At 65.4% G+C, this 13,828-nt stretch carries 10 protein-coding genes and 2 pseudogenes; 6 read left to right on the top strand and 6 right to left on the bottom strand.

The window, feature by feature from the left end; genetic code table 11:
* Positions 1–94: 94 nt before the first annotated feature.
* A complete protein-coding gene (locus AC0IW9_RS26545; RefSeq protein ID WP_471651311.1) occupies positions 95–2,008 on the bottom strand; it encodes a potassium transporter Kup in 1,914 nt (637 codons plus the stop codon).
* Between the two features lie 152 nt (positions 2,009–2,160).
* Here AC0IW9_RS26545 and AC0IW9_RS26540 point away from each other — a divergent pair, with 152 nt between their 5' ends.
* Together AC0IW9_RS26540 and AC0IW9_RS26535 are read left to right on the top strand one after the other, a co-directional pair.
* Positions 2,161–2,430, top strand: a complete 270-nt coding sequence (locus AC0IW9_RS26540) for a hypothetical protein (RefSeq protein WP_471651310.1) — start codon at positions 2,161–2,163, stop codon at positions 2,428–2,430.
* A gap of 13 nt (positions 2,431–2,443) precedes the next feature.
* Positions 2,444–3,640: a PHP domain-containing protein gene (locus AC0IW9_RS26535; protein WP_471651309.1), complete on the top strand. Its 1,197-nt coding sequence runs from the start codon at positions 2,444–2,446 to the stop codon at positions 3,638–3,640.
* 533 nt (positions 3,641–4,173) lie between these two features.
* Here AC0IW9_RS26535 and AC0IW9_RS26530 read toward each other — a convergent pair.
* The 3 genes from AC0IW9_RS26530 to AC0IW9_RS26520 form a co-directional block, all read right to left on the bottom strand.
* Entirely contained in the window at positions 4,174–6,030 is a 1,857-nt protein-coding gene (locus tag AC0IW9_RS26530) for an amidohydrolase (RefSeq protein ID WP_471651308.1), read from the bottom strand.
* 150 nt (positions 6,031–6,180) lie between these two features.
* On the bottom strand, positions 6,181–7,167 hold the full coding sequence (locus AC0IW9_RS26525; protein WP_471651307.1) for a SphA family protein: 987 nt from the start codon (positions 7,165–7,167) through the stop codon (positions 6,181–6,183).
* A gap of 118 nt (positions 7,168–7,285) precedes the next feature.
* A complete protein-coding gene (locus AC0IW9_RS26520) occupies positions 7,286–8,980 on the bottom strand; it encodes a carboxylesterase/lipase family protein (RefSeq protein ID WP_471651306.1) in 1,695 nt (564 codons plus the stop codon).
* A 320-nt stretch (positions 8,981–9,300) separates the two neighbouring features.
* On the opposite strand from AC0IW9_RS26520, the gene AC0IW9_RS26515 reads away from it, so the two are divergent.
* On the top strand, positions 9,301–10,626 hold the full coding sequence (locus tag AC0IW9_RS26515) for an IS701 family transposase (RefSeq protein ID WP_471651305.1): 1,326 nt from the start codon (positions 9,301–9,303) through the stop codon (positions 10,624–10,626).
* Positions 10,627–10,636: 10 nt separating this feature from the next.
* Here AC0IW9_RS26515 and AC0IW9_RS26510 read toward each other — a convergent pair.
* Both AC0IW9_RS26510 and AC0IW9_RS26505 read right to left on the bottom strand, forming a co-directional pair.
* A pseudogene (locus tag AC0IW9_RS26510) lies at positions 10,637–10,939 on the bottom strand (transposase family protein); the annotation flags it as partial.
* Positions 10,903–11,415 carry a transposase family protein gene (locus tag AC0IW9_RS26505; protein ID WP_471651304.1) on the bottom strand — a complete coding sequence of 171 codons (513 nt, stop codon included), beginning with the start codon at positions 11,413–11,415 and terminating at the stop codon, positions 10,903–10,905. The pseudogene AC0IW9_RS26510 and the gene AC0IW9_RS26505, both read right to left, overlap by 37 nt.
* Positions 11,416–11,651: 236 nt before the next feature.
* Here AC0IW9_RS26505 and AC0IW9_RS26500 point away from each other — a divergent pair.
* The 3 genes and pseudogenes from AC0IW9_RS26500 to AC0IW9_RS26490 all read left to right on the top strand — a co-directional run.
* A pseudogene (locus AC0IW9_RS26500) lies at positions 11,652–12,738 on the top strand (IS5 family transposase).
* A gap of 267 nt (positions 12,739–13,005) precedes the next feature.
* On the top strand, positions 13,006–13,506 hold the full coding sequence (locus AC0IW9_RS26495; protein WP_471651303.1) for a hypothetical protein: 501 nt from the start codon (positions 13,006–13,008) through the stop codon (positions 13,504–13,506).
* A gap of 137 nt (positions 13,507–13,643) precedes the next feature.
* On the top strand, positions 13,644–13,828 hold a 185-nt coding region (locus tag AC0IW9_RS26490), incomplete at its 3' end, for a YrrC family ATP-dependent DNA helicase (RefSeq protein WP_471651302.1).

Here is a 13,828-nt window from a genome sequence, read left to right as displayed (position 1 = left end):
ATCCTGTCCGACGCAAGACGGGCACCGCTTTCGGCGACCCGAGAAACCGGATCAGTTCCTGTGCGGCCTCCAGCTGCCGCGAGTTCGCGGGGCCTTACAGCTCGACCCGGGTGCCCAGTTCGATCACACGCGGCGGCGGAATCAAGAAGTAGTCCGGCGCCCGCACCGCGTTGCGGGTCATGAAGGCGAAAAGACCCTCCTGCCAGTGCGGCAGATCCGGATGCATGGAGGGGACCGGCGTCTCGTTGCCCAGGAAAAAGGAGGCCTCCCCCGGGTCGAAGCCGGCCGCGTCTTGGTGCAGCCGGAGCGCCGCCGGCACGTCTGGCTTCTCGGCGAAGCCGAAGCGCAGCGTGAGATGGCGGAAGCCATGAGTCAGCGGCGTGTCCGCCAGCCGCTCGGCCTCGGCGATCCGCGGCACGCGCTCGGCCACCACGTGCAGCAGCACCACGCGGTCATGCAGCACCCCGTTGTGGCGCAGGTTCAGCGACAGCGCCGCCGGTACCACCTCCCGCTGCCCGGTCAGGTAGACTGCGGTGCCGGGGACGCGTTGCGGTGCGCCTGGGGCATCGAGCCCAGCGAGGAAGGCCTCCAGCAGCGGCGCATCCTGGTCGCGCCGGGCCAGCAGCGTGGCACGGCCACGGCGCCAGACCAGCATCAGCGTCAGCGCCGCCGCTCCGACCATAAGGGGGAACCAGCCGCCGGCAGGAATTTTGTGCAGGTTGCCGGCGACGAAGGCGATATCAAGCAGCAGGAAGGGCACCGCGACGACGGCGACCAGCGGCCAGGCATAGCCCCAGTGGCCGAGCGCCACAGTCGCCAGCAGCAGGGTCGTCACCAGCATGTCCCCGGCGACGGCGATGCCATAGGCATTGGCCAGCGCCTCCGAACTGCGGAAGCCGAAGACCAGGGCCAGGACTGCGGCGGCCAGCAGCCAGTTGATGTGTGGCAGGTAGACCTGCCCGGCGGTGTCCTCCGAAGTCTGCCGCACCTCGAGGCGTGGCACCGCGCCGAGCTGGATCGCCTGCTGCACCAAGGCGAAGGCGCCTGAGATCACTGCCTGGCTGGCGATGACGGTGGCCGCGGTCGCCAGTGCCACCGCCGGCCAGAGCATCGGGCCGGGGAAGAGACCGAAGAAGGGGTTTGCCGCGGCGGCGGGCTCGGCCAGCACCAGCGCGGCCTGGCCAAGGTAGTTGAGCACCAGCGCCGGCATGACGATGATGAACCAGTCGATCCGGATGGAGTGGCGGCCGAAGTGGCCCATGTCGGCATAGAGCGCCTCGCCCCCGGTCAGCGCCAGGAAGGCGGAGCCGAGCACGGCCAGGGCGCCATGGCCGGGATGATGGGCGAGGAAGCCGATGGCATGCCGTGGGTCGAGCGCCGCGAGGACCTCCGGCTGCCCCACCACTCGCACCAGACCCGACAGCGCGAGCAAGAGGAACCAGGCGGCCATCACTGGCCCGAACAATCGGCCCATCACCGCGCTGCCCTGGCTCTGGATGGCAAACAGCCCGACCAGCACCACCGCCGCGATCGGCACGACGTAGGCGGTGAGGGAGGGGGCGGCGACCGCCAAGCCCTCGACCGCCGAAAGGACTGAGATTGCCGGGGTGATCATGGCATCGCCGAAGAACAGGGAAGCGCCGGCCAGCCCGACCATCAGCACCGCCATGCGCAGCTGCTGCGGCGCCGCCGGCACGGCGAGGGTCAGCAGGGCCATGGTACCGCCCTCGCCTTGGTTATCGGCGCGCATGACGAGGACGACGTATTTCAGCGCGACCACCAAGGCAACGGCCCAGAAGATCAGCGAGACCACGCCGAAGACGCTGTCGGTAAGGGCCGGCGCGGCGCCCTCGGCACCGGCCGCGCGCAAGGTCTCGCGGAATGCGTAGATTGGGCTGGTGCCGATATCGCCGAAGACCACCCCGAGCGCCCCGAGGAGCAGGGCGGGGCCAGCCGGATGGGCTGCCGCCGCGGGGGTGGAGACGGCGGAGGGAGCGCTGCTGGGCATGGTCGAGGCCTTCCGTTGCAGGTTGGCTCGACGAGCCGCCAACCTGCAACGCGGAGCGTGCTCGTCATTTGCCTAAAGCAAGAAAGCTAATTTGCCTCTCTAATCGAATCATGTTCTTGATTCGTTCGCGCCTTCCCGCCACCCTCCGGCGCATGTCGTTCCCTGATTCGCCCCCACCCGACACCACCGACGCTCCTGCCAATCGGCTGCGCGGCGCGGCCGACCCGCTGCTGCCCGTCGGCCAGGCGGAGGTCGCCGCCGCCATCGCCTATGGCCTGCGCTTCGATGAGCGCGGTAAGCCTCGCCGCGGCGCCGCCTGGGAGATGGCCGCCAACCTGCTCGCCGAGCAGCTCGTGGCCCAGCTGGAGCGGGCCAACTTCGTCATCCTCAAGCGCCCACCCGGCGCACCGCACAGCACCTGACCGGCACCCCGGGGTGACCGCCTTCGCGGAGCTGGCGGCACAGTCCAACTTCAGCTTCCTCGACGGCGCCTCGCACCCGGAGGAGCTGGTGGCGACCAGCCAGGCGCTCGGCCTCGGCGGGCTCGGGATCTGCGACCTGAACAGCCTCGCCGGCGTGGTCCGCGGCCATGTCGCCGCCAAGGCCCAGGGCCTGCCCTTCCTGGTCGGCTGCCGCCTCAGGCTCGAGGACGGCTCGGAGTGGCTGGCCTGGCCCAGCTGCCGCGCCAGCTACGGCCGGCTGACCGCGCTGCTGTCGCGCAGCCGCATGCAGTCCGCCAAGGGCGACGGCATCAGCCGCGAGGCCATGCTCGCCGCCGCCGAGGGCTGGGCCTTGGCGATGGTCCCACCGGCAGATATCGGCCCGGCCTTCGTCGAGCGGCTGCGGCAGGATGCCGCCGCACTGCACGGCCGGCTCGTCCTGCCGCTGCACATCACCGCCAGCCACGGCTTCCTGGGCAACGACCGCACCCGGATCATCGGCCTGGCTGAGGTGGCTGTGGCCACCGGGACCCGGCTGCTGGCCACCGGCAATGTCCGCTACCATCACCGCTCCCGCCGCCGCCTGGCCGATGTGTTGACCGCCATCCGGCTGCGGACCACGGTCGAGGCCCTGGGCTACGCCGCCGAGCCCAATGCCGAACGCTGCCTCAAGCCGCCGGCGGCGATGGCCCGGCTGTTTGCCGACCAGCCGGAAGCGCTGGGCAACAGCCTGGAGATCCTTACGGCCTGCCGCGGCTTCTCGCTCCACCAGCTGCGCTACGAGTACCCCGGCGAGGTCATGGAACCCGGCCGGACGCCGCAGCAGACCCTGGCCAGCCGAGTCGCGGCGGCGGTGGCCGGGCGCTGGCCCGCCGGGGCGCCGGCGGGCATCGCCGCCCGCCTGGCGCACGAGCTGCGACTGATCGACCAGCTCGGCTATGCCCCCTACTTCCTGACCGTGCACGAAATCGTCCGCTTCGCGCGGGACCGCGGCATCCTCTGCCAGGGCCGCGGCTCGGCCGCCAACTCGGCGGTCTGCTACGTGCTCGGCGTCACCGCGGTCGACCCGGGACCGTGCCGCGCTGGTGGCCGGGCGGCTGCTGGTCGCCGAGGGGCGCATCGAGCGGGAGGAGGAGCGCGCCGAGGTACCGATCACCCACCTCCTCGTGCGGCGGCTGGTCGACCGCTCTGATCCGCTGGATGGCCTGGTCGCGGTGGATGGGCCGGAGGCGGCCGCCGAGGTGGCGGAGCGGACGCTGGGACGCGCGGACGAGGTCCGCTGGCCGAAGCCCGGAAGCCGGCGAGCCACATGCCAAGCTGCCCGGCTGCCGTGAATTCCGGTCGCGGTAGGCAGGGCAACGACTGACAGCTTTGGAAAGTTTGGCGCGACGATCGCACGTGCTGTCCAGATTCCCGCAACGTCAGGGCCACCGGATAGGAACTGCGGTGCAACTGCCATACGCGGCCTCACCCATGCCCCAAGTGGCGTCGCCCTTGACGGAGAGACTGCTACCGCCGGCAGCGATGGTGGTCCGGTCCTGGTCCGGCGCCACCCAATGTCTCATCCAGCCGGTTGGGGCGTTGCTCCCCATCGCCAGCAAGTGCGAGTGCCGCGGACGGATAACCAGCCGATCCCCACCCGCGGGCGTCCAAAACCAGGTGCTTCGCACCACGATATGACAAGGCCGCAAGCCCAGTGCTGTGCGGTGCTCCTCGTGATGTAGGTCAGCCAAGCGTCCCGTGGGTCACCATGCCATTCATCATCGTGAGCTTGACCGAGGCCTTACCGATCTTCGAGGTCGGCAGGTCGAAGAGATTCCTATCAATCACGATCAGGTCGGCTGACTTGCCAACCTCAATCGAGCCGACCTTGTGCTCAAGCCTGAGCTGATGCGCCGCTCCGATTGTGTAGGCGGCCAAGGCCTGTTCCAGGGACAGACATTCCGCCGAACTGGTGAGGCCGGGATCGGCGTCACCCTTGTCGAGCAGTTTGCGTGTCACGCCGATCTGGATCGCTTCGAGCGGCTTGAAGGTGGAGTAGTATCCGGCAGCGGGCCAGTCGGTCCCCGCCGAAATTCGTCCCCCGCTTCGTAGATGCATACCAGACCGATACATGCGGGCTTGACGCTCGGGGCCGCAGCGCACGGTTATGATTTCGGTGCTATCCGGGTCGAATGAGTGCCAATTGATGGAAAACTGGCCGTTCACGCCGAGCTTGCTGAAGCGCGGCATGTCCGCATCGTCGACCATTACCAGATGAGCGATCGTGTTTCTGCGGTCACGGGGTGGGTTAGCTGCAATGGCCGCCTCTATTCCATCCAAAGCCCTACGGACGGTCCCATCGCCACAGGCATGGATATGTACGTCGATACCTGCCTTGTCGGCATCGACGATCATTTGCGTCAGCTGCTTCTCATTGAAGGGGGCGACCCCGTAGGTGTCTGGCTTATCCGTGTAGGGGGCCAGCATCAGCGCAGTCCAACCTTCCTGCGTCCCGTCGGCGACGATCTTGAGAACACGCGCGTCGACCAGCGGGGTATTGAAGCGACTTTGGAGACGCTGGACCGTCGCCACGGCATTGTCGATCGGCGGCCCCTTGGCTGCATGGCAGGCCACCACGCGGAACGGCAACTCGCCGCGCGCCTCGTAGTCTGCATAGATCTTGATGATATCACCCTCATCGTTGCCGATCGGGGGAACGGCGGCATCAAATAGGCTGGTGATGCCGGCTGAGACGGCCTTCGGCATCCATTGGCCTAGCAGTGACGCCATGGAGTCGATGGTGATCGGCTCGATGGCGTTGACCACCGGCAGCATCGCCAGCAACTCGAGCACGAATCCCGTTGGGTGCCCTTGGGCATCCCTCTGATAGTAGCTGAAGCCAGGAATGGGATCGACCGTCGCGTTCGTTATCCCGGCTGCCTCCAAGGCCTTGGTATTGACCCAGACACTGTGGACGTCGATCGAGAACATCATTGCAGGTCGGTCGGGCACGATGCGATCCAGCTCCGCCGCCGTCGGCCCATTGGGGCCGAACATATCCATGCGCCAGCCAAAACCTCGGAGCGTACCTGTCGGATTTGCCTTCGCATGGTCGGCGATGGCGCTGAGCGCTGCCTCACGCGTCGGGAACTGGAGATCGACGCCGGAGGTGAAGAACGAGCCAAGGAAGGGGTGGATGTGGCCTTCGATGAAGCCGGGCATCAGCATCTGCCCCGCCAGGTCGATCACCTGTGTCTGCGGCCCGATATGATTCTTCGCCGCGTCGTCCGATCCCACGAAGCTGATCGTCTGGCCCGTCACCGCCACAGCCTCTGCCCAGGGTTGGGCCGGATTCACGGTATAAATGCGGCCGTTGCGGAACACGATGCTCGCGGTGCCGTCGCCCGGCGCCGGCTTTGCCTGCTTGATCACGAGCGGCGCGGCGGCAGCGGCCAGACCGGATAACCCGACGCCGACGCAGGCGAGGGACGAAGAGAGAAGGTGCCGCCGTTGGAAGGAAAACGGCTTTGATGAGACGGCGACCGCCTGTGGCCGCCGGGCCATGAAGCGGCTTAGGACATCAGAGACTTCGCATGCCATGCACATGATCTGAACCTTGTTTTTATTGGAATGGTTTGCAGGACGGGGAAAGGCCGGAACACATCATTGAGGGGGCCTGTGCGGGGCTACTCACCCGATGGGGCGGATCCTTAGATCGCCGGCCCGCTGCACAGCGCGTGCTGGAAGGCTTCAGAATTGAAAGCCGATGCTGAGGATACCAGCGGTCCCGCTCAGACGATTTTGGACGTTGAATTCCTGCAGGACTTTAGCCCGCATCAGGACGTCGCGGCTGGCGATCGGCATGGCATAGGATGCCATCCCCCCGGCGGCAAAGACCCGCCCCTTGAAGTCGCCGAGACTATCGCCGAGCCCCGCGTCGGCGGTGATCTGCTGGAGATAGCCGCCGATCACGCCGACCGAAAACGCCTTGCTGAAGTACTGCGAGACGGCGACCTCGGCGTGGACTTCGGTCCCGGTGCGGTAGTTGGTGGCAAAGTTCCTGCCATTGAGGGTGAGGCCTGCGATCGCCGAAGCCTCGAGGCCGGTCGTCGTATCCAGCCAAGTGGTGGCCAGAGAGAGGTCGCCGGCCCAACGATGGAGCGCGACGTTCGACAGGGCACGGCTGTTGTAGTTGCCGCTCGGGATGTTGACCGAGGGTGTCACCGACAGATGCAACCGGTCGAACGACCAACTGATAGGAAGGGCAACCGCCAGATCTCCGTAGGATGTCCGTGTCCCCTGCTCGACCAATTCGTAGCCACCACCAATGACGCGTCCCACGACGCGCTCGACACCGACCGGTTGGGTCACCGTGATGCCAATCTGGCCACCGGCGACCTGCCAGGGCGTCTGCCACAACAGGGTCGGCAGATCGAGGTAGACATCTGCTCGAGCGCCCGCCGTCACACGGCCCAGGAAGGGTAGGGTTTCGGTTCTGTTGACCCGCCCGCTGTAAATATAAGCATCATTCTGGAAATAGACGCCCGGCGGCGGGGCGACGGCCGCCAGGGGGCCATGCAGACCGAGAAGATAGAAGCTGGTTGCTCCTTCAGCCGCGAGACCCGGCCTGGCGGCGAGAAGGGCAAATACCAGGATCAGCGTCGCAAGGCACGATCGCCGACACGCATGATTCGTTGTGATTTCGTAGTTTTTCGATGCATTTTCAGCTATTTGCACTCGACTCTCCGTAGAGCGGAAACACGAAATTGTTTTCCAGAACAGATTAGATTGTTTTATTTTAAGAAAATGTATTGATGACTATTTACCCCTATAAAAATTGCTCGAATGTATGCAGTCATTGGCCGCCTATCAGTTCCGGATACAGGCGCCGCCAGAAATCGCAACGGTGCTCGCGGGATGCGTCAAACAGCCGGACGTTGCCTGGCTCGAGCCGCATGACGTCGGCCGAGGTGGAAAATCGTGGCCATGCGGGCGCTCCGATTGCGTCGGGCTGCCCGGTCGCGGCGAAACTTGTCCAAAATTGCTGCATCGTGGAGGCCAAGACTTGCGATGGCCGGGCCAGCGGCGGTGCGTCGATCTTGTCGGTATTCGAGAAGCCAGGGAATTGGTAGGGCAGCTCGGCGGAATGCACGGCGCCCATTTCGATCGGCGGCGTGCCGGCAATCGGCGGCGGCGCAGCCCGGTCGGCGAATTCGTACTGGAAGACCGGCACGCGCATGGCCGCAAGCCGCGCGGTTTCTAGGTAGCCGCAATAGTTCAGACCGTTATCGGCGGTGAAATCACCCGTCACCGTCCCCAATGCCGCACCCGCCGAAGAATAGGCCGACGCCGGGTACTCCGCGAGCACCTGCGCCGCCTTGTCGCCGTAAATCTCACGCAGCAAGGCAGGATAGGTCTCGGGCGTCACCGCCTGGCCGGCTTGCATGGCATAGGCCACATAAAGTCGTAGCTCGTCGCGATTGCCGCCGTTGATAAGGGGTACCTGCACGAAGCGTCCGCTGGCGAAAGCCTCCCGCGGCTGCAATGGAACAGTCTTCGTGCCCATGGCGGGTGCGTAGGTCATCACGTCGCCACCCGCGATCCGTGCGGCGGCTTCCAGCAGCGTCTGCACGGGGGCGGCACGCAGGCACACCAATGCGCCCGCGTCCGGCTTGCAGCCCACCGCCTCGCCCACCTGTGCGCCGATACGGTCGATCTCCTCGGACGTGCGGAGGCGCTGGGCGCAGAAGGCGCTCTGCACGATCGCCTTGGCGAAGAGTCCGCTGGTTTCTTCCGGTGCGACGAGATGCATGCAGACCGAGGCCGCGCCAGCCGATTCACCGGCGATCGTCACATTGGCCGGATCACCGCCGAAGGCCGCGATGTTGCGCTGGATCCAGCGCAGCGCCGCACGCTGGTCCTCCAGCCCATAGGCGCCGTCGTGGTCGCGGCCAAACGCAGGATTGCCCATGAATCCGAAGATACCCAGACGGTAGTTGAACGACACCACCACCGCGTCGCCCGCCAGCGCCATGCCCTGCAGCGGATAGAGTGCGCTAGAGCCACCGACGAAAGCGCCCCCATAGATCCAGGCGATCACCGGTCGCTTGCGCCCTTCCGGTATGGCGGTGCCAGGCATGGTGACGTTGATCGAAAGGCAGTCCTCGTCATAGCCTGCCTGCGTCAAACCGTACCGGGCGACCTGCGGGCATCCGGTGCCATAGGACATGGCGTCACGGATGCCGGACCAAGGCTCGGCAGGCTCGGGCAAAGCCCAGCGCCGGATTCCGGTCGGCGCGGCCGCATATGGAATGCCACGGAAGGCAATGAAGCCCTCTTCCCGGACACCGCGTACCGCGCCGGCATCTGTCAGCACGATCGGCCTGTCCGTCGCTAAATCCGCCGCGCGGGCACTCGGCACTGCGAGTTCCCCAAAAATCAAGGCAGCGAGGAGGATTGGCCATGTCTTGGATAGACGTTGCCGTCCCGGTGGATGCACGGCCGGCCCATCGCTTCCCGGGACCTGCTCGACGGAATTGATCTTCGGCATCTTCACATTATCCGAATAAGCGCGGGCGGTAGAACTAGGAGATCGAAGGTTTTCACCAAATCATATTGAATATATTAACAGTTATCTTCTTTTTGTCTGCAAAGTCGGTTATGTTAAAGAGACCGATTTCCGTAATAATTCGAAACGATAGAACTTCGTCTAATTCAATGCTATATTTGCTGCTAAATCGCCTCAAAAACGAACTCTGCAGCAGAACACCTTGTGTCTCGATGAGATCTTAACACTACCTGGGCACTTCTTGCGGCGTCGTGCGTTGTTTTCGAAGCTGGCTGAGAAGCTTTGATTTGGAGGAGGTGGGCATGGGTTGGGCCATGCAGGATCTGGACATCTGGCTTGAGCCGTTCCTGGCGGCGCTGGGCCACAAGAAGCGGCGGCTTTGGGCACCGCTGTACCTGCGTGGGCTGCCGGGCCCAAGCGAGCGCAAAAGCCTGCAGCCGATGGCGGCCTGCCTGGGTCTGGGCGGCCATGATCAGCTGCAGCACTTCATCGCCAGCCCGGTTTGGGATGACGCGCCGCTCTGGCAGGTGCTGGCCGAGCAGGCCGACCGGCTGGTGGGCGGGCCGCGGGCGGCGCTGGTAATCGACGACACGGCGCTGCCGAAGAAGGGCACGCGTTCGGTCGGGGTCGAGCGGCAGTATTGCGGACAGCTGGGCAAGCGGGCGAGTTGCCAGGCGTTGGTCTCGCTGACGCTGGCGGGCGCGGAGGTGCCGATGCCTGTGGGGCTACGGCTATTCTTGCCGGAGAAGTGGACGGCCGATCCCAAGCGCTGCGCCGCTGCCGGCGTGCCGGAAGACGAGGTAGTTGTCCGCAGCAAGGGCGCGATTGCCCTGGTCGAGCTGGACCGGCTGCTCGCCGCCGGCGTGCAGTTCGGCATCGTGCTGGCCGATGCCGGCTATGGCGCGAGCGCGGCATTCCGGCATGGCTTGAGCGAGCGGGGCCTGACCTGGGCGGTGGGCATCCCGCGCAACCAGAAGGTCTATGGCGCTGACGTGGCGCTGGTCCCGCCAGGCGGCCGCAAGCGGCGCCCGGTGCCGGACCAGGAGCCCCGGGAGGCTGAGGCGGTGCTGGCCGGGCTGACCTGGCGCCGGGTGGCTTGGCGGCAGGGCACCAAGGGTCCGCTCACCGCCCGGTTTGCCGCCGCTCGCATCCGGGTCGGTGATGGCGCTACCTGGGCCAACAACCGGCATCTGCCGGGCGAGGAGGTCTGGTTGGTGGGCGAGTGGCGCTCGAGCGGCGAGCGGAAATACTATCTGTCCAACCTGCCGCCCCGAACCTCACTCCGCACCCTGGCGGCCGCCATCAAGGCGCGCTGGGTCTGCGAGCAGGCGCACCAGCAACTGAAGCAGGAACTGGGCTTGGGCCATTTCGAGGGACGATCCTGGACCGGCCTGCATCGACACGCCCTCATGACCTGCATTGCCTTTGCCTGGCTGCAGTGTCTGGCTGTGAGACATCCTTGGCAGCTTCGACGATGTCCCGCGCCAGGGCAATATCGGCTGGTCCCGCTTGGCCTTCGGGTTCGCCGCGAGCGGGCTTGCGTCGGAGCTGGAGGCGCTCAACGACGACCTGCTCTGGTGTTTTACCTTCGAGGACGCGCTGGCGACGGGCATTGTAGGCGGCGTTGAAGCCGCGCAGGAGCTGTTCGAGCTTCTGATGGGAGTAGACGGTGATCCCCAGCACCTCGCTGCCGATGCGGCCATTGAAGCGCTCCACCATGCCGTTGGTTTGCGGGCAGCGGGGCTTGGTGTTGCGATGCTCGGCGCCTAGGGCGGCGCAAGCCCTGGAGAAGCCAGGGGTGAAGCAGCTGCCGTTGTCGGTCAGCACATGGGTGAAGCGGAAGGGGAAAGCGGCGGCGGCTTCCTTGAGGAAGGCGATGGCGCTGCGCTCGGTTTCATCATCCTTTACGGCGAGATGGACGGAGCGCGAGCGCCGGTCAATGGCGACGTAGAGAAAGCGTTTGCGACGCTCGCCATTTGCCGTCTGCAGCTTGGGCAGTCGATATGAATGAAGCCGAGGTCGTAGTCCCGGAACTGGCCGTGTCCACGCCGTGGTCGGTCCGACGGGGGTGGTGCCCTGCGGTTCAGGCCCTCCGCCCTGAGGATACGCCAGATGCTGTCGCGGTTGAGATGGGGCAGGAAGTGGGTGACGACGAAGGTCAGATCATCGAGCGCGAAGTTGGTGCTGCGGCGGAGCGCGCAGACCACGGCGCGCTCCTCGTCATTGGCCTTCCAGGGTAGCTTATGCGGTGTGGCGGGTCGGTCCAGGCAGTCGGCAGGGCCGCGCCTACGCCATTTGCGGATGGTCTCGGTGCTGACGCTGTAGCGCTGGGCCAGCACACCGGAGGGCTCGGTGGATCGGGCAATCTCGGCGCGCACAACGGGGGTGGTCCGGGCATTGGGGTGGATCTGTACCATGGGCTACCTCCGACCTGAGGCATGAGCGGCGAGACGCTCGAAGCGGTAGGCATAGTCTGCAATCGCCAAGCCCACCGGGTCCCAACAATGCTCCGCGACCAGACAATTGCCCTGGCGCGGGACATCGTCGAAGCTGCCAAGGATGTCTCACAGCCAGACAGCTAGCAGGCTGCTGAAATTCGTAGCCTGCATTCCGTGTCTGTGATTCGCTGTTGGCGCAGTCGGTCGAGGTGAGAATGCGCGGTAGCGACGCGGTGGCTGGGTCCTTGTTCAGCTATGTCGACCTGGAGAAGCGGGTCCGTGTCGACCATCCGCTGCGGGTGATCCGAGGCGTGGTGAACGCCACGCTGGCGGATCTGTCTGCGGCGTTCGATGCGCTGTATTCGCCGCTCGGGCGGGAATCGATCCCACCGGAGCGACTGCTGCGGGCCCTGTTATTGCAGGCCTTCTACTCGATCCGCTCTGATACGGCAGCTGGTCGAACGGATCGAGTTCGACCTGCTGTTCCGTTGGTTCGTCGGCCTCGGCATGGACGACCCGGTATGGGACGCCACGACCTTCACCAAGAACCGTGACCGCCTGCTGGAGGGCGACGTGGCTTTGAAGTTCCTGGCCGTGGTGCTGGCGCAGCCTCGGGTCAAAGCGCTGCTCTCGACCGAGCATTTCTCGGTCGACGGCACGCTGCTGGAAGCCTGGGCCAGCACCAAGAGCTTCCGGCCGAAGGACGGCTCCGCCCCGCCGCCCGGCGCAGGGCGCAACGGCGAGCAGGACTTCCATGGGCAGAAGCGCAGCAACGAGACCCACGCCTCGACCACCGATCCCGATGCCAGGCTCTACCGCAAGGGCCGCGGCAAGGAGGCCAAGCTGGCGTTCATGGGGCACGCGCTGATGGAGAACCGGAATGGGCTGATCGTCGGCGCGGTCGCCACCCGCGCCTCGGGTCATGCCGAGCGGCTGGCCGCGCTGCACTTGATGGAGCCGCATGCCGACCGACCGCAGAAGGTCACGCTGGCGGGCGACAAGGGCTTCGACAGGCAGGATTTCGTGGCCGAACTCCGCGAGATCAACGTCACCCCGCATGTGGCACAGAATACCAATGGGCGGCGCTCGGCGGTCGACGGTCGGACCACGCGCCATCCCGGTTATGCCGTCAGCCTGCGCATCCGCAAGCGGATCGAGGAGGCCTTCGGCTGGGCCAAGACGGTGGCCGGGCTGCGCAAGGCGCGCCATCGCGGGCTGCCCAAGGTCGACTGGCAGTTCACCCTCGCCATGGCGGCCTACAACCTGGTTCGGCTGCCGAAGCTGCTGGCGATGACGGCGTGATGCCCGGATTCTGTCCCGAGCCCGCCGCCGCCACCAAATACCTACCAAAAGGTGGCATGCTCAGGCGACGCCGCCGCAGAAAATCTGGCACCAAGCCCAACCAGCCGCTTTCCGGAGCCGCTTTTCAGCAGCCTGCTAGGGAGACCGCGAGGACGCATCACTCCGCAAGTTCTGATGACGCCTGACTCGAAATCGCCCTCCTAGGTCTGCTGTGCTTTTTTGGTAACGGTGTGGCGTCCCTTTCTCGGGAGGCTCATGGATCATGCTATGCTGGTTGCCGTGATAAGCATCGCCAGCACCCTGTTTGTCCTTCCGAGTTTCGCAATAAGCTCGCTGGTCGGTGTCGGGGTATTCACCTTTGTCCGCAAACGGCAGCGAATGAGGACAGAAGTATTCGTCCGTGACAATTTCATAGCACCGTCGACAGACGAAATGCATAGCATCAATGCTGTGATGACCATCGAGTCCGCTGAACATCAGCTTGGACTGGTCTGTAGGAGAATGCGTGCCTACTTGCTCGACCCCTATGATTTTGGACGTTCGAGGATCAGGGACGATGCCGGTTTTGAGCATAGTCTCGATCTGGCGGTGTCTTTAAGCATTCGCATCAGTGATCTTGGCGGCGAGGCCATCGCAGGCGGAGAGAAAATCCGCGAGCAAGTACGGCAACAGATCCTTGAGGGGTTGGTCAACCGAGTGAACCTGCGACAGCCGCGAGGGCCTGTACCGAACCCATCGCACAGCTTTCGGGATGTGTTGCGCTCCTAAAAGCCGGTTCAGTCCCTGCCACCAAGCAGCAACACATGCCCTCATCGCCCAGGGCGAATGGCACGAGGTGGGTAGGGTAGGGGCAGGCCAAGCCAAGCACCATCTTCCCGGCATGCTTGCATACGATGCTGCACATCATGGCTGAGACTGTCCTGGCCGCCCCGACAGAAGCCCTGGCCGGGCTGGTGGAGCGGGTGACCTACCACAACGCCGAGACCGGCTTCTGCGTCCTGCGGGTCAAGGCACGGGGGCAACGGGACCTGGTCACCGTGGTCGGGCATGCCGCCGCCATCTCGGCCGGGGAGTGGGTCCAGCTCTCGGG

The sequence above is a fragment of the Belnapia sp. AC561 genome, assembly GCF_979252845.1.
The sequence above is the reverse complement of the archived record's forward strand: the minus strand, read 5'-3'. Positions and strand labels throughout refer to the sequence as shown.